Below are 17,201 nucleotides of genomic sequence, written 5' to 3'. Positions count from 1 at the left end.
AATTTTTGACCTCTAAACTCTTACTTTCCAAACAATGTTTTGTTGTCTACTTCAGCTTTAAATTTAGCTAAAGCTTCATCTAAAGATAATGTAACACTATCCTTTTTACCACTCTGACGAATTGTAACTGTATTGTTTTCTTGCTCTCCATCACCAACTACGATTTGGTAAGTAACCTTTTGTAGCTGTGCCTCACGAACACGATAACCCAATTTTTCGTTACGAGAATCTACTGTTGCACGCATTCCTAATGCTGTTAATGCATCACATACTTTATTTGCGTATTCTACATGTTTTTCGTGGTGTACTGGAATTACAACAAATTGACGTGGAGCTAACCATAATGGGAAGTGTCCACCAAAGTGTTCGATTAAGATGCCAATGAAACGTTCAACTGATCCATAAACTACACGGTGTAACATAATTGGAGTTTTCTTTGTTCCATCCGCATCTACATATTTACATTCGAATCTTTCAGGCAAGTTCATATCCAACTGTACAGTACCACATTGCCATACACGTCCTAAGCTATCTTTGATATGGATATCCAATTTAGGTCCATAGAATGCACCATCTCCAGGATTTACTTTATATTCTTTACCTGCATGAACACAAGCTTGTGCCAATGCTTTTTCTGAAGCATCCCAGATTTCTTCAGATCCAATATATCCACTTTCTGGACGAGTTGATAATTCAATTTCATATGGTAAACCAAATACAGAATAAATACGATCTACCAATTGTAATACTTTTTTAACTTCTTCTTCCAATTGATCAGGAGTTACAAATAAGTGCGCATCATCTTGTGTGAATGTACGCACACGGAACAATCCGTTTAATGCACCACTTGCTTCATGACGGTGTACTTGTCCTAATTCCCCTAAACGCAATGGTAAATCTTTATATGAGTGCAAAGTTGAGTTATATACTAATAATGCACCCGGACAATTCATTGGTTTGATTGCGAATTCACGATCATCGACCATTGAAGTGTACATATTGTCTTTATAGTGATCCCAGTGTCCACTCAACTCCCATAATTCTTTTGACATCATAATTGGAGTCTTAATGAATTGATATCCTTCTTTTGTATGTTCTTGATACCAGTATTGTTCCAAAATATTACGTAAAATCATTCCATCTGGCAAGAAGATAGGCATACCTGGCGCAAATTCACTAATTGTGAACAAGCCCATTTCTTTCCCTAATTTCTTGTGGTCACGTTTTTTAGCTTCTTCTAAAGCTTCTAAGTGAGCTTCCAATTCTTCTTTTGTATCGAAACAAATACCATAAACACGTTGAAGCATTTTATTGTTTGCATCACCTTTCCAGTAAGCACCAGAATGTTTCAACAATTTAAAGTTTTTACACATCTTAACAGTCTCAACGTGAGGTCCACGACATAAGTCCGCAAATTCACCTTGACGATAGATTGTGATATTTCCATCTTCTAATCCGTTGATCAAATCAATTTTATAAGGATCATCCTTGAACATTTCTAAAGCATCTTCTTTAGAGATTTCTTCACGAACAATTCTCTTTCCGTCTTTGGCAATTTTCTTCATTTCTTTTTCGATTTTTGCCAAATCCTCTTCTTTTAATTTTACATCTCCTAAATCCATATCGTAGTAGAAACCTTCAGAAATAACAGGTCCTACCCAGAATTTAGCATTTGGATATAAACGCTTAACAGCTTGAGCCATCATATGAGCACATGAGTGGTTCAACATAGATAAATGTTCATTTTCTAATACGTTCACTAATTCCATTTTACTTTCCTCCATTTTTCCATATAAAAAGCGACAGCCATCAAAGGACGTCTGTCGCACGCGGTACCACCTTTGTTTATACAATTACTGTATACACCTCAAACCTTTTAACGCAAGAATTACGGCACACTTTTTCAAGGGCAATTCAAAGGGAGTAAACACATACATTCGCAAAGTGTTTTCACCAACCACACTCTCTCTACATTTGAATAGAATGCATTCATATCCTTATCACTATTGTTGCCTAGATTATAGACCGAAATACGAGGTGTGTCAAAAGAAAAACTCAAGAATTAATGACAATGTCCACCACACGAATGACTTTCGCCAGATTCATGTTTTGTACAAGTCACATCCGTTGTGAATTCTAGTTGCCCACTTAAATATTTTTTAACAGCCTCATCCGCATTTCCGGTTACTCCACCAAAAGAATGAATTCCAAAACTAGCCAATGCAGTTTTAGCCCCTTGTCCAATACCACCACAAAGTACAATGTTTACATTTTGTTCTTTTAGAGCATTCGAAACACTAACATGTCCATGTCCTTCGACTGTAATCACTTCACTCTTCATAATTTCATTATGATCAGTTTCATAGATTTTAAATTCTGAGCTATGCCCAAAATGTTGGAACACTTCTCCATCTTTATAACTGACTGCAATTCTCATACTATACCTTCTTTCTTATTTATTATACTTCAAAAATACATCACGACAAATTAAAACGCCCTTTAAATAAGGGCGTTGATTGTCTTTGGTGGAGATGAGGAGAATCGAACTCCTGTCTAAGCAAAGTCCCACGAGACAGCGTTTACAGCTTTTTCCATCTAGTTATCCAAAAGTTTTGGATGGAAACAAAAATTCTTTTGGGTTAGCTATAGTTGATTCAAAATAAGCAGCTAGCCAATGCTTATTTCTATCTTCTTTTCTTTAACACTCAGTCTGAAATAAGAAAGCGAAATTTCAGAAAGGGGCTGCGAAGCCAAACGTAGGCAATAAAATTAAGCAGCGAAAGCCATGCTTTGGTTCATACCAAATACATTAGCAAGTTTATTTTTAGCAATTAATTTTAGTTGGTTATTACACGTATCCTTCGTGGCTGTGGCTGAATCCAAACATTTACTCATCGAATGCCTGAACATCCCCAAGGAACATCAGTATAATCTATTAATACTGATTTTTCAAGGCCTTTTGAATCTCTCTTTGCGCATCCTTCGCCTTTTGAGACTCACGCTTATCATGAAGATTTTTACCTTTCGCCAAAGCAATTTCTAACTTTGCCAAACCTTTATACAAATAAATTCTCACAGGTACAACCGTATACCCTTTAACACGCGCAGATTGCTCCAATTTTTGAATTTCCTGCTTATGCATTAAGAGTTTGCGATCACGCGTTTCATCATGATTAAATCGGTTTCCAAATTCATAAGGAGAAATATGCATACCTTTAATAAAAGCTTCCCCTTTTTGAAAACTGATATAGCTGTCCTTTAATTGAACTTTTCCTCTTCGAATACTTTTAATTTCTGTTCCCTGAAGCACTAAACCTGCTTCAAAACGATCATACAACTCATATTCATGTCTTGCTTTACGATTTTCGGCTATTGTCTTTTGATTTTGACTCATTCTAAAACCACCTCTACTCCATCACAATCTTGCATTACAGACTGGACAAATTGTTGCACCCACTCTTTTGAAAGATCATAATTCGAAGCTAAGTTATGTGTTTGTGCAAGCGAATCATTGTAATCTTCGATTGGGTAAGTCTTCCATGCATTATACCCTACATCAAACCATGTAATCAATGGAATAAATTTAGTATCTGTAAAAGAAGTCTTTTTTGTATCTGGATCATAGTTCAGTGTAAAGCTCGCCATTCCACCAACCATAGTAATATCCATATCCTGGGCACTTGTATAATTTCCTAATGAATAATACACAAGTGTATCTTGCTTCTTTCCTTTAATAACCTTTGCCGGTTCAATAACATGTGGGTGTGAACCAATCACAACCTCGGCACCTAGTTCATTTAAATAATTTGCCAAATCTTCCTGCTCTTCAGTCGGCTCCATCTGATATTCTTCACCCCAATGCATAGAAACCAATTGGACATCGCTCACTTTACTTAAAGCTTCCATATCTTTTTTCATTTGATCCTTATCAATCAAATCCACAAGCCATGGCTTATCTTCAGGCACATTAAATCCATTCAAGCCATAGGTATATCCAAGAAATCCTACTTTGATTCCATTGATTTCTTTTACTAATGTACGCTTTTTATCCTTTTGAGACGTATGCGAACCCGTCGTAATAACATCTGGATAATTCTTTCGAACCAAATCAATCTGTGTTAATAAACCCTCAGCCCCTCGATCCATAGAGTGATTTGAACTTAAACTCCACCAATCAAAGCCAGCCTTATTGACAGAAGACAGAATTTCTATAGGCCCATTAAAAGTAGGGTATCCACTCAATTCATACTCTTCTCCAATGCATAACGTTTCAAAATTGATATATGCCAAATCTGCATTTTGCGTATATTTATTTGTCATTTCATAATAGGAATCAAAATTGTAATATCCATCTCTTTGGTATGGGTACCAATACATCGCACCATGATACAAGTTGTCACCTACACCTACAAACGTAAATGATTTTTTATTTTCCTGTTTTTTTGTAGAAACATGTTTTACAACCTTTGTTGCTTCTTTCGAATTTGGTGTGGGGTGTGTTAAAATAAAGCCCATTAAGCTGAAATTGAATATACATAATATAATGATCCATGTCCATTTCTTTTTCATAATTTAATTTTACCAAAAAAAGCTTGCATTTTCCAAAATTATTAGGTAATATTAAAAGGTACTTGGGGTGTTAGCTCAGCTGGGAGAGCACCTGCCTTGCACGCAGGGGGTCATCGGTTCGATCCCGATACGCTCCACCAAGTAAAAAATACGCTGTAAGCAAATTTGCTTACAGCTTTTTTGTTTTAATCAATTGCTTCAAAAATACCAGACTTTTGATAAAGAACCCATTTCCCAATATTTACACAATGATCACAAATTCTTTCTAAGTACTTACCGACAAGTAACACATCCACTAGAGTCCCTGTATCATGCTCTTTTCTGGCTAATAAATCAACATAGACCTCTTTAGCCTTTTCATATTGTGCATCCGCTTGATCATCCATTTTAATAACTTGATCTGCTGCTTTTTCGTCTTTCTGAATAAAACCTTCAATCGCAAGTGTAATCATTTCTTTTGCGATGATAAATTGTTGTTGAATACTATCATCCACAACTAAATCTTCCATATTCAAAGCACAAATCAGTTCTGAAACTTCTTTTTCCTGATCCATGATACGTGTTAGATCACGAATTGTATTTGTAGCTACAGTAATACGTCTTAAGTCTTTCGCAACCGGATGTTGAAGAAGAAGAATCTTCATACAAATTTGTTCAGCTTCTCTTCCTTGTTCACTCACTTCTTCATGCATTTGCGAAACATCTTGAACTAAAGTTTTGTTTCCATCTAAAATAGCGTGCTTGCAAAACCACAATCCTTTTAAACAGTCTTGAGACATTTGTGTCATAGTCAGTTCTAACTGTCTTGTTTGTTTTAAAAACTTTGTAGGTAAAACCATTATCCAAACCTCCCTGTAATATAGTCTTCTGTTTTCTTTTCTTTTGGCGTAGAGAACAATGTTTCTGTATCACTATACTCAATTAAATCCCCCAATAAGAAGAAGGCTGTTTTATCACTAATACGCATAGCTTGTTGCATATTGTGAGTAACAATAACAATTGTATAGTCTTTTTTCAATTCTAAAGTTAACTCTTCAATCTTACTAGTTGAAATTGGATCTAGAGCACTTGTAGGTTCGTCCATCAACAATACTTCCGGCTGCATAGCCAAGGCTCTTGCGATACATAAGCGTTGTTGTTGGCCACCAGACATTCCTAAAGCTGATTTATGTAGACGATCCTTCACTTCATCCCATATGGCAGCTTGTCTTAAACTTCTTTCAACAATTTCATCCAATTCACTTTTCTTTTTGATTCCAAAAATTCTAGGGCCATACGCAATATTGTCATAAATACTTTTTGGGAATGGATTGGGTTGTTGAAATACCATCCCAACTCTACGTCTTAATTCAATCGCATCCATATTTTTGTAGATATCCATTCCATCTAGACAAATATCACCTGTGATTTTAGTACTTTCCACCAAGTCATTCATTCGATTCAATGTTTTTAAAAATGTTGATTTACCACATCCACTAGGACCAATGAATGCTGTAATTTCTTTTTCTTTGATATCCAAATTTATATTTTTTAAGGCATGAAAATCACCATAATATAAATTCAGATCATTCACTGTAAATTTATTATTCATACGTAACCTTTCTATTTCTCTAATCCAGCTTGTTTTTTGGAAATGTGTCTTGACCAGACATTGGCTCCAATACTAAATGCCAATACTAAAATCATCAACACAGCACTGGATAAATTAGCCAATGCTCGATCTTGTCCATTGGTTTGTAAGTTCCAGATTTGGATGGATAATGTTTCAGCAGGTCTTAATACATTAATTGGCGATGTTGGAGAAGTAAAGCTAAAATTATTCCAACGCAAATCGCTTCCTGAACCAGTTGTATAAAGTAATACAGCAGCTTCACCAAATCCACGACCAGCCGCTAAAATAACACCGGTCATAATACGTGATAGGCATGCTGGCAATAGTACATGGAATATGGTTTGCCACTTTGTTGCTCCAAGTCCCATACTTCCGTGATAATAGCCTTCAGGCAAACCTTTTATAGCATCTTCTGTGGTTGTTGTAATCAAAGGTAAACTTAGAATTGATATAGACAGGGCACCTGCTAATAAACTTTTTGATAATCCAATGACAACTAAGAAAATCAAATATCCAAATAGGCCTACAACAATACTTGGTAAAGAAGACAATGTTTCAATACAAGTTCTTAAAAAGTGTGTTACAAGCCCTGGTTTTGCGTACATCGCCAAATAAATGCCTGCTAATATTCCAATTGGAACCGAAACCAACAAAGAAATAAATACTAAGTAAATCGTATTAAAAACTTGGTTTCCAATGCTACCAGATCGAGTAAAGCCAAACATTTCTGGTTTAGCCCCTAGCAAGCCGCCAATAATAACTTTACCGGCAAAACCTACAAGAAGTAAAAAGAAGAATAAGGCGATACCATAGAAGACGATTGTCATGAATTGATCTATCATTTTTGCTCTTTTAATTCTAGAATCCATCTCTATTCTCCTTTCGGTTTTGAAAACTTATGAATAACAGTAATAAACAATAGCGAAATCAAGAACAACAATAAAGCCATTGTCCATAGGGCTGCCTTCATTTCTCCACCTTCCATCGCATTTCCCATTTGAGCTGCAATTTCCGTTGTTAGTGTTTTTGAAGTAGAAAAAATACTCTTAGGCAAAGCTGTTGTTTGCCCAATAACCATCGCAACAGCTAAAGCTTCACCAAACGCTCTTGCAAGTCCTAATACAATTCCTGAAATGACTCCAGGCAATGCAGCAGGAATTACGACACGATATATCGTTTGCCAACGCGTTGAGCCAAGTCCATAAGCAGCCATTCGTGTTTCTTTTGAAACAGCTCGAATCGCATCACTAGCAACACTGGAAATCGATGGAAATATCATAATGGATAAAACAAGACTTGCTGCAAGTATGGAGTGTCCTACCTGCAAATCAAATACTTTCTTTAAGAACGGAATCAAGACCGTTAATCCAACCCATCCATAGACAACACTAGGAATTCCGGCAAAAATTTCTACCATAGGACGATAGAATTTTTCACCAAACTTAGGTGAGATTTCTGTCATAAAAATAGATGATCCTAACGCAAATGGTGTGGCAATCAATAAGGCTAATCCACAAACACATAGCGATCCAACAATAAAGATCAAGGCTCCTACATGTCCTTTTGAACTGGCATTATCCATTGGTGCCCAATTTGCACTGCCAAGAAACTCTTGTAGAGTATGTTGAAATTTTAAAAATGTATCAGAACCTTTATAAACTAGAAAAGCTCCAATTAATAGAGTTACAAATATCACGAACAGACCACCAATTGTAACGAGAATCTGCCAAAAATATTCTTTACAAAACATGCTTTTACGACTCATCAAATTCCTCCAAACTAAATGAATAACGGACATATATTTCAATGTCCGTTAAAGAACTCGCAATTAGTGATCTGTTTTTTCCATTTTGCTAGAAACACCATAGCCTAATGATTCCATTTTCTTACCGAATTTTTCACCCATGATGTAATCTAAGAATGCTTTTGTAGCTTTATCTGGCTCTCCATTTGTATACATGTGCTCAAATGTCCAAACTTTATAGTCACCTCTATATGTGTTTTCTAATGTTGGTTCAATGCCATCAATTGCGACTGTATCTACATCGTCATTGTCTACTAAGTAAGATAATGCCACATAACCGATTGCACCTTTTGTATCTGTTACATTTTGTAACAATACACCAGAATCATCTGTTTCCATTGAAGCGTTGCTTGCCTCTTCATTTCCTTCTAATGCATATTTTTGGAATGTGGCTCTTGTTCCTGATGAAGTTGGACGAGTAACTAAGACAATGTCTTCATTTGGTCCACCAACATCTTTCCAGTTCGTTGTTTTGCCTGTGAAGATATCAATCAATTGTTGTTTGGTTAAATCTTTAACACCAACATCTTTATTTACGATTGGAGCCATTGTTACAACACAAACTTGGTGATCAACTAAATCTTTAGCTTGATCCTTATCTAATTTTTCTTCAGCTGCCACATCGGAGTTTCCTAGTGAAACTGTTTTATCAGCTACCTGTTTTAAACCTTCTCCTGAACCACCAGCATCTACTGTAATTGAAACATCTGGGTTTTCGTTTGAAAACTGTTCGGCTGCAACATCAACCAATGGTTTCAATGCACTTGAGCCTGCGGCTGTAATTGTTCCGCTTAAACTTTCATTTTTTGAATCACTGTCATCGGATGCAACATTTGAACTACATCCTACCATAGCTACAGATAATCCTACGATCATTGCACCTTTTAAAAACTTATTCATATTTTCCTTGTCCTCTTTTCTTTCGACACACATATCATAATGCATGTTTGTTAAACGAAAAAAATGGTTCTGTTAAGATTTTGTTAAATGATTTGTTTTAATTTTAAGCACACCTGAATTCAATTTATGAACATATTTCTTGAAATATAATGTAAATAAATGTATAATCATGAAACATAAAGAAAGGAAAGGTGGAAATATTTTCACCGAGGTAACAAAATGACACGTGTATATAACTTTAGTGCCGGTCCCGCATGCTTACCAGAATGGGTCTTAAAAAAAGCTGCAAGCGAAATGTTAGATGCTCATAATAGTGGAATGAGTGTTATGGAGATGTCCCACCGTTCCAGTGAATTCCAGGATATTATAGATACTTGTAAAGCAAGATTAAAAAGATTGATGAACATTCCTGATGAATATGAAATTTTATTCTTACAAGGAGGTGCTTCTTTACAATTTACTATGATTCCTTTGAATTTAGAAAAACATAACGTAGATTTGATCAATACGGGTCAATGGACAAAAAAAGCTTTAAAAGAACATGAAAAATTTGGAAAAGTAAATGTAGTCGCGTCAAGTGAAGAAGATAACTTTACGTATATTCCTAAAATTAAACAAGAAGATTTAAGTGAAGATTCTGATTATGTATATATTTGTGAGAACAACACAATCTATGGAACTAAATATAAAGAACTTCCTCCACATGAAGGAAAGTTATTAGTTGCAGATTTATCAAGTTGTATTTTAAGTGAAAGAACGGATGTTTCTAAATATGATTTAATTTTTGCCGGTGCCCAAAAGAATATGGGGCCTGCAGGTTTAACTGTGGTTATCATAAAAAAAGACTTGATTGGTTTAGCTGATGAAAAAACACCAAGCATGTTAAACTACAAAACATATGCTGACAATGATTCTATGTTCAATACGCCACCTACTTATGCCATCTATATTTGTGGTTTAGTACTTGAATGGCTAGAAACACAAATTGGTGGATTGGAAAACATGGAAAAGATCAATCGTCAAAAAGCTAAATTATTATATGACTATATCGATGCTTCTAAACTCTATTCAAATCCTGTTGTGCCTGAAGATCGTTCTTATACAAATGTTCCTTTTGTGACTGGTGATAAAGATCTAGATACTAAATTTGTTAAAGAAGCAAAAGAAGCAGGAATTGTAAATATTAAAGGTCACAGAACCGTTGGTGGTATGCGTGCAAGTATTTATAATGCCATGCCACTTGAAGGTGTAGAAGCCCTAATTGCATTTATGAAGAAATTTGAAGAGGAGAATTATAATGCCTAAAATAAAACTCTACAATAATATTGCGCAAATTGGTTTAGATCAGTTTACGCCAGATTATGAAGTAAACGAAAACATGGAAGACGAAGATGCCATTTTAGTTCGTAGTGCCAATCTTCATGATATTGAATATAATGCCAACCTTAAAGCCATCGCTCGTGCAGGTGCTGGTGTCAACAACATTGATATTGATACTTGTACTAAAAAAGGGATTGCCGTATTCAATACTCCAGGCGCAAATAGTAATGCCGTAAAAGAACTTGTATTTGCGGGTATGTTACTTGCAAGTCGTGATATTTATCATGGTATTGAATGGATCCAAACGCAAAAAGAAAATGAGAACATCGCAAAAGATGTTGAAAAACAAAAAAAGAAATATGCTGGACATGAATTAACCGGTAAATCACTAGGTGTCATCGGTTGTGGTGCCATTGGTATCCAGGTTGCCAATCTAGCCTTACGATTTGGTATGAAAGTTTATGGATATGATCCATATATGTCAGTCGATGCCGCATGGAACTTATCTCGATATGTAAATCATGTCACAAATATTGATGATTTATATCGTCAATGTGATTTTATTACGATTCATGTGCCTTTAAATGATGGAACTAAAAACTTTATCAATAAAGACAGTTTTGACAAGATGAAAGATGGCGTCAAATTATTAAACTTTGCTCGTGGTGGCCTAGTTGATGAAGATGCTCTATTGGTGGCATTAGATGGCAACAAAGTTGAATCTTATGTGACTGATTTTCCAAGTTTAAAAGTTATTCAAAATGATAAAGTCATCGCAATTCCTCACTTAGGTGCTTCAACCGAAGAGAGTGAAGAGAATTGTGCTGTAAAAGCCGCTCAGGAACTGATGGATTATTTAACTTATGGAAATATTTCAAATTCTGTCAATTTACCAAATGCGAAGATGGATATGAATTCACCATTTAGAATCACTTGTATTCATGAAAATAAGCCTAAAATGATTTCTCAAATCACAGATATTTTGAAGGATGCTAATATTGAAAACTTAATGAATAAATCTAAAAAAGATATTGCGTATACAATTATTGATTTAGATTCAGAAGTTGATGTTTCTCCAATCGAAAAAATCAATGGTATGATTAGAGTATCTACTTATAAGAAATAGGATGGGATGGTACTATGATTGATGCACATACACATTTAGAAAATGGTGATTTAAGCATTGAATATGTTCATAAGTTTATTGATGCTGCCAAAGAAAAAGGGATTACTCATCTTCAAATATTAGATCACACACATAGATTCTTTGAATTTAAAGACTGTTATAAAAGAGTTTGTGAAGTATCTAAATTACAAGAAGAGTGGTTTTTAAAGAAACAAAAAAACTCCATAGATGATTATTTAAAATTAATTGAAGCATTAAAAAAGGAAACTTTTGACATCGATGTACGTTTTGGCCTTGAAGTTTGTTATACGCCTGAAACAGAAAGTCTATTATCCTCCATTCTTAAAAACTACCATTTTGACTTTCTAGTTGGCAGTGTGCACTCTGTAGATGGTTATCTATATGATATGGATGCCTTTTCTAAAGAATTACTTTGGAACAAAAATGATCCTTCTAATATTTATAAGTCCTATTATGACGCTATTGAAAAACTAATCCAATCCAATCTCTTTGATCAAGTGGGTCATCCAGATGTGATCAAATTGTATTCGATTGTTCCAGGCTACGATTTACATCCTACCTACCATCATATCGCTCGTCTGGCAAATGAATACAACATTAAAATGGAAGACAACACTAAAGCTCATTATTCATATCATCATCCTGATATTGGCTTAAATGCTGATTTTAGAAATATCCTAAAAGAAAATAATGTACAAATTGTTACTGCAAGTGATGCTCATTATCCTAACGATGTGGGGCGCTGCTTTGAATTATTAGATCCTAGATAAGCCTAGGATCTTTTTTAGGCAAAGAAAAAGACAGAACTTAATCTGTCTGTGTTTCTTTATTGACTAAAAATACACTTAAACTTACAAGTAACAATGCAATTAAACTTGATGGTTGGAATGCCTGATTGGATTCATGTAATACAACACTTGATAAAATCACACCGATGATAGGTGTTACGCACATATAGACACCAATCTTACTAACAGGATTTACAGATAATAACAATCCCCAAATCGTATAGGCGATAGCAGATACAAGAGCTAAGTGAATCAATACAAGAAGGCCTAGATTAAATCCAAATGTAATGTGCCCTCCCATTAAATAGCCTATTATAGCTAAGAGAATACCTCCTAGAGAGAATTGATATCCACTTAACAGGACGGCATTTTGATGTTGTGTGAACTTCTTAATAAAGGCAGCCGATATAGATCCACAAAATTGTGACATCAACACAAAGCCTTCACCTATAAATGAAAAGTTTGCACTAGCCCCACTCATATTCATAAATAAAATACCTAAGAATCCGATAAAACATCCCAATGTTTTCCTTAGTGTCAGCTTTTCATAATGAAAGATCAAACTGGCTACTAATAAAGATATAAAGGCACTGGTACCGGTAATAATCGAACCATTTACGCCCGATGTATGTGAAAGTCCTATATAGTAGAAAAAGTATTGTCCAGCCGTTTGAAATACAGCTAATGTACATATGCCTTGCATGTTTTCTTTTTTTGCGACTAATACTTTTTTCTGTAAGAAAGAGCCAAATAATATGACTAAAAGTCCGGCTAACGCAAAGCGAATGCCCGCAAACATCAATATGCTTGGTACGCCTTTAATGTTAAATAATTGATATCCCCATTTAATAAAGGGAGCCGCACTTCCCCATAGTGTACAACATAGCATGGCTAGTAAAAATACATGTAATGGCTTTTTAAAAAATTCCCTGTTCTCCATGTCCAATTAAAACTTATCCTTCCCTTTTTTCCTCTAATTCCATCCAACGATTTGTTAAAGTTTCAAGTTCTTCTTCTTTCTGCGTTCTCAAATCACTTAATTCTTTTAATTTCGCAAAATCACTTTGACACTCATTCATCTGATGGTCTAAAGCTTCCATTTCACTTTCTAATAATTCCATTTTCTCAGGTAGTTGCTCCAATTCCTTTTTTTCCATATAAGATAATTGAGATTTTTTCTTCTTTTCAATCGGCTTTTGAACAACAACCTTCTTATTCTCATCTTTTGATTTCACTAAATAATCACTATATCCACCACTATACTGTTTAAAAGTACCATCTTCTTGATGGACAAACACTTTATCCACAACACGATCCAAAAAATATCGGTCATGGCTTACAGTAATAATGGCTCCTTGAAAATCATCTAAATAATCTTCTAATACGTCTAATGTCAAAATATCCAAATCATTTGTTGGCTCATCCAATAACAGGATATTTGGTTCTTGCATCAAAACTCTTAATAGATATAGTCTTCTTCTTTCTCCACCGGATAATCTTGATAGCGTGGTATAGTGCATATTTCTTGGAAATAAAAATCTTTCAAGCATTTGCGAAGCGCTTAGTGTCATACGATCGTATTCAATGACTTTAGAAACTTCTTCAATATAATCAATAACACGCATATTTAGATCGACACCTTGATCCGCTTGTCTGAAATATCCAATTTTAACTGTGGTTCCATATTCAATGGTTCCATAGGTTGGTTGTTTCAACCCTGCAATAACATCTAACAATGTAGATTTTCCACATCCATTCTCTCCAATGATACCTATTCGGTCTTGTCGTAATAATACATAGTTAAAATCATGAAATAATGACTTTTCTGGATAATTAAATCCTAAATTCATACATTCAATTGTTTTATTCCCCAATCGTTGCATAGTCGCATTTATTTTTAATGACTCTTCTTGCTGTTTAAAACGTTTCTGACGCAATTCTTCAAACCTTTGAAGTCGGCTATTCGATTTTGTACCACGCGCCTGTACGCCCGCTCTAACCCACTCTAATTCCTTTTTATATAAGTTCTTGTGTTTATGGGCTGCTAATTTTTCTTGTTCAATACGTGTTTCCTTATTTTCTAAATACACTTCATAATTTCCATTATGAATATATAAGTCGCCTTGATCCAATTCAATCATTTTTGTACAAACACGATCTAAAAAATAACGATCGTGTGTGACCATAAATATTGCACTCTTTGAACGAATCAAATAATTTTCCAACCATTCAACCATATCGTTATCCAAATGGTTTGTCGGTTCATCCAAAAGCAACAAATCACAACTTGTGCATAGTGCTAAGGCAAGAGCCACTCTTTTTCTTTGTCCACCTGACATATTTGACATGGCGCTTTGATAATCTGTAATACCCAGTTTCGTTAGAATCGATTTTAATTCAAACTCTGCTACAGGATGCTCATTTTTAGAATTGACCAATTGAATTTCATCCCATACACAATCTGTTTTAAATTCTGGATTTTGAGGTAAATAATGAATCTTGATTCCATTCTTTTTAATAATGATTCCTGAATCATAATTTTCAATACCTGCAAGTATCTTTAATAAAGTACTTTTACCTGTACCATTGACTCCAATCAACGCAATTTTATCCGTATCTTCTATTGTAAAACTCACATCTTTTAAAATGCATTTGTCATTTATATTCTTTTTTAAGCTTTCTGTTGAAATTAACATAAAATCTCCTTGTGTTCTATGAATTAAGGCAGAGTACACCAGATATGTGAACATAAGACTACTCCGCAAAAGCTTACATATCTAATGGTGAATGCCTTTTATTTAATTAATCTGTTTTTGCTTTTCATTCCCTGTTTACGTATATAAGTTTCGAAGTTCGCTAATGTATTTTCGGATACGGTTGAAACAAAATATGCGTTGTTCCAGAAGTAGCTTTTCCAGTAGTATTTATCTACTGTATCAGGGTAATCTCTTCGTGCAAAGCGAGCACTTCTTGTTTTTAATGTTTGTATCAGCCTGTGTAATTTGATGTCTGATAGAGTTTCAATAAGCAGATACATGCAATCTTCTTTTCCATTGACTTCTTTGATTATGCAATTAAACATTTCAAGCATATCTTCGATTGTTTTGTACACACTTGTTTTTACGCTTCCTTGCAATACAGGATTTCTGTATTTTGTCACAATGTGATATTGAAGAAGATATACAGAGTATGAGCTTCTGTACATTCCATTGACTTTAGGAGTAATGGTTATCACCTCTTCAATATATGTGTTTATACCAACTATATTATATATTAAAAATCTTATGTATATATCGTAAATATGGTATCTTTGTTTATTTTACCAAACAAATCAATATAATAGACATTTATAGCGTCAATTTAAGATGAATTATCTAGGTGTAAAGAAGGAGGTGAAATCAAATGTATAGAACCCAAAGCGTAATCCTAAATAGAAAGAAACAAAGTGTAATCTGTTCTTATTTTGACGAATGGAGTCTAACATCGAAGGCTATTTACAACTCAGCCTTGTTCATTGAACGCCAGCTTGTTTCTTCATCTGGCAAATCAGAAGGAATGTACTCTGAGAATGAAAAAGAAGTGCGCTCTTTGACTCGCGAGATGATTCCTAGAACACAGATGACTGTGGGATATGCCAAGCTTGAAAAAATCATTCGTAAGCACAAATCTGAACTTTACAAAAGAAATCTCCCTAACCAGAGTGTTCAGCATTGTTTAAAGGCTGTGGTTCATGATATTAAGTCCTATTTCGAAAGTCTAAAACAGTACAAAGAGAATCCGTCTGCCTTTACAGGAAAGCCAAAGCTTACAAAGTATTGTAAAGCAGATAGAAAGACATTTGTACTGACAAATCAGGGATGTGTGCTATATAAACAAACAGATGAAACATACAAACTGAAACTTCCTTATATCACAAGAAAAGATGGAATTCTGTTGGATGTTCCTTATCTTCCAGCTGATTTTAAAAAGCTGAAAGAAGTCCGTATTGTACCTTTTTACGACACGTACAAACTGGAAATTGTTTATGAACAGTTTACCAAAGAAAAACCACATACCTTAACAAAGGTAGCATCCATTGATCCAGGTGTCGACAATCTTGTAACTCTAGTAACCGAAGACGAAAGTCTGGTTATCAATGGCAGAATTATCAAATCCAAGAATCAATGGTTCAATAAACGAGCTTCCCAACTTAACAGTCATCTTGACAAGATGTACAAGACTTCCAAGCATGAGGATTCAAAGCAGCTAACAACCCTTTGGAAGAAGCGCTCGTTATGGATGCTGGATTATCTACATAAAGTATCTAGATACATCATCAATTACTGTGTCGAACACAAAATTGGAATACTGGTTCTAGGCTCTAACAATGGTTGGAAACAAGAATGTAATATTGGTAAAACTAATGCGCAAAACTTTGTTCAGATACCTCACAATCGTTTGTATAACTTGATTCAGTACAAAGCTGAGGCTGAAGGTATTCAAGTTATTCTTCAGGAAGAAAGTTATACTTCAAAAGCAAGCTACCTAGATAAAGATGCGATTCCTACTTACAATCCTGAAGAAGAAAACAAGAAGTATTCGTTTTCAGGGAAACGTATCCATCGAGGATTGTATAACTCAGCTGATGGTACATTGTTGAATGCAGATGTCAATGGTGCTGCAAATATATATCGTAAGCACTTTGATGAAACGCCTTTTACAGCGAAAAGCTTGCAGAATGTTCATAAAATTACGATAGCTGCATAAATAAAAAATACGTATTCCGAATAGCTTGTATAAAGCAATCGGATAGAAGCCTTGTGGACAGGCTTTTATAGGTATTCTGATCTCAGAACACTATATAAGAAACCACGTATATTGATTTATTTGTATGCATCGGTAGTTCATTATATAATACTTTTTGAGGTGACACGTATGAAACTTATAAAAAACATGGCTTAACAGATACATTGGTGATTTGTTAATATAACTGACATTAATGATGTCTATTTAAGATTTATTGTATAGGTGTAAACGAAAGAGAGACTACACTTATGACAAGAACTTCAAAATATTTAAACC

16 protein-coding genes, 1 tRNA gene, 1 other RNA gene and 1 other annotated feature are annotated in these 17,201 nt (G+C 34.7%); of the genes, 5 read left to right on the top strand and 13 right to left on the bottom strand.

The annotated features are described in order from the left end of the window. Positions 1–20 precede the first annotated feature (20 nt). From thrS to FYJ55_RS01485, 5 genes are all read right to left on the bottom strand, one after another. On the bottom strand, positions 21–1,769 hold the full coding sequence (gene thrS / locus FYJ55_RS01505; RefSeq protein ID WP_154555334.1) for a threonine--tRNA ligase: 1,749 nt from the start codon (positions 1,767–1,769) through the stop codon (positions 21–23). A 40-nt stretch (positions 1,770–1,809) separates the two neighbouring features. Continuing rightward, positions 1,810–2,013: a binding site (T-box leader), on the bottom strand. 49 nt (positions 2,014–2,062) lie between these two features. Continuing rightward, positions 2,063–2,437: a NifB/NifX family molybdenum-iron cluster-binding protein gene (locus tag FYJ55_RS01500; protein ID WP_154555333.1), complete on the bottom strand. Its 375-nt coding sequence runs from the start codon at positions 2,435–2,437 to the stop codon at positions 2,063–2,065. An 86-nt stretch (positions 2,438–2,523) separates the two neighbouring features. Further along, positions 2,524–2,914: a transfer-messenger RNA gene (gene ssrA, locus FYJ55_RS01495) on the bottom strand. A 21-nt stretch (positions 2,915–2,935) separates the two neighbouring features. Then, positions 2,936–3,394: an SsrA-binding protein SmpB gene (gene smpB / locus FYJ55_RS01490; protein WP_117571648.1), complete on the bottom strand. Its 459-nt coding sequence runs from the start codon at positions 3,392–3,394 to the stop codon at positions 2,936–2,938. Further along, the gene (locus FYJ55_RS01485; protein WP_154555332.1) at positions 3,391–4,569 is read right to left on the bottom strand and encodes a CapA family protein; all 1,179 of its coding nucleotides are present in this window, start codon (positions 4,567–4,569) and stop codon (positions 3,391–3,393) included. The genes smpB and FYJ55_RS01485 overlap by 4 nt, the downstream gene beginning before the upstream one ends. 64 nt (positions 4,570–4,633) lie before the next feature. Here FYJ55_RS01485 and FYJ55_RS01480 point away from each other — a divergent pair. Then, positions 4,634–4,709, top strand: a tRNA-Ala gene (locus FYJ55_RS01480). A 45-nt stretch (positions 4,710–4,754) separates the two neighbouring features. On the opposite strand, the gene phoU is transcribed toward FYJ55_RS01480, so the two are convergent. From phoU to FYJ55_RS01455, 5 genes are all read right to left on the bottom strand, one after another. Continuing rightward, positions 4,755–5,408, bottom strand: a complete 654-nt coding sequence (phoU, locus tag FYJ55_RS01475) for a phosphate signaling complex protein PhoU (protein WP_154555331.1) — start codon at positions 5,406–5,408, stop codon at positions 4,755–4,757. Then, entirely contained in the window at positions 5,408–6,160 is a 753-nt protein-coding gene (gene pstB, locus FYJ55_RS01470; RefSeq protein ID WP_154555330.1) for a phosphate ABC transporter ATP-binding protein PstB, read from the bottom strand. Before pstB ends, phoU begins: the two co-directional genes overlap by 1 nt. Before the next feature lie 11 nt (positions 6,161–6,171). Further along, the gene (pstA, locus tag FYJ55_RS01465) at positions 6,172–7,050 is read right to left on the bottom strand and encodes a phosphate ABC transporter permease PstA (protein ID WP_154555329.1); all 879 of its coding nucleotides are present in this window, start codon (positions 7,048–7,050) and stop codon (positions 6,172–6,174) included. A 2-nt stretch (positions 7,051–7,052) separates the two neighbouring features. Continuing rightward, positions 7,053–7,946, bottom strand: a complete 894-nt coding sequence (gene pstC, locus FYJ55_RS01460; protein WP_154555328.1) for a phosphate ABC transporter permease subunit PstC — start codon at positions 7,944–7,946, stop codon at positions 7,053–7,055. Between the two features lie 63 nt (positions 7,947–8,009). Beyond that, positions 8,010–8,885, bottom strand: a complete 876-nt coding sequence (locus FYJ55_RS01455) for a phosphate ABC transporter substrate-binding protein (RefSeq protein ID WP_154555327.1) — start codon at positions 8,883–8,885, stop codon at positions 8,010–8,012. Positions 8,886–9,104: 219 nt separating this feature from the next. Here FYJ55_RS01455 and serC point away from each other — a divergent pair, with 219 nt between their 5' ends. Genes serC through FYJ55_RS01440 form a run of 3 tightly spaced genes read left to right on the top strand, consistent with a single transcriptional unit; the run spans position 9,105 to position 12,122 of the window. After that, a complete protein-coding gene (gene serC / locus FYJ55_RS01450; protein WP_154555326.1) occupies positions 9,105–10,190 on the top strand; it encodes a 3-phosphoserine/phosphohydroxythreonine transaminase in 1,086 nt (361 codons plus the stop codon). After that, a complete protein-coding gene (locus FYJ55_RS01445; protein ID WP_154555325.1) occupies positions 10,183–11,331 on the top strand; it encodes a 3-phosphoglycerate dehydrogenase family protein in 1,149 nt (382 codons plus the stop codon). The genes serC and FYJ55_RS01445 overlap by 8 nt, the downstream gene beginning before the upstream one ends. A 14-nt stretch (positions 11,332–11,345) precedes the next feature. Further along, positions 11,346–12,122: a histidinol-phosphatase HisJ family protein gene (locus tag FYJ55_RS01440; protein WP_154555324.1), complete on the top strand. Its 777-nt coding sequence runs from the start codon at positions 11,346–11,348 to the stop codon at positions 12,120–12,122. A 37-nt stretch (positions 12,123–12,159) separates the two neighbouring features. On the opposite strand, the gene FYJ55_RS01435 is transcribed toward FYJ55_RS01440, so the two are convergent. From FYJ55_RS01435 to tnpA, 3 genes are all read right to left on the bottom strand, one after another. Then, positions 12,160–13,080, bottom strand: a complete 921-nt coding sequence (locus tag FYJ55_RS01435; RefSeq protein WP_154555323.1) for a DMT family transporter — start codon at positions 13,078–13,080, stop codon at positions 12,160–12,162. A gap of 13 nt (positions 13,081–13,093) precedes the next feature. Beyond that, positions 13,094–14,836, bottom strand: a complete 1,743-nt coding sequence (locus FYJ55_RS01430; RefSeq protein ID WP_154555322.1) for an ABC-F family ATP-binding cassette domain-containing protein — start codon at positions 14,834–14,836, stop codon at positions 13,094–13,096. Positions 14,837–14,934: 98 nt separating this feature from the next. After that, the gene (gene tnpA, locus FYJ55_RS01425; RefSeq protein ID WP_154555321.1) at positions 14,935–15,375 is read right to left on the bottom strand and encodes an IS200/IS605 family transposase; all 441 of its coding nucleotides are present in this window, start codon (positions 15,373–15,375) and stop codon (positions 14,935–14,937) included. Between the two features lie 167 nt (positions 15,376–15,542). Here tnpA and FYJ55_RS01420 point away from each other — a divergent pair, with 167 nt between their 5' ends. Next, positions 15,543–16,886, top strand: coding sequence for an RNA-guided endonuclease InsQ/TnpB family protein (locus tag FYJ55_RS01420; RefSeq protein ID WP_154555320.1), 1,344 nt, complete (start codon positions 15,543–15,545; stop codon positions 16,884–16,886). Positions 16,887–17,201: the final 315 nt, after the last annotated feature.

The sequence above is a fragment of the Holdemanella porci genome (assembly GCF_009696075.1).
Taxonomy (GTDB): Bacteria; Bacillota_I; Bacilli_A; order Erysipelotrichales; family Erysipelotrichaceae; genus Holdemanella; species Holdemanella porci.
This window is presented reverse-complemented; position numbering and strand designations above follow the sequence as displayed.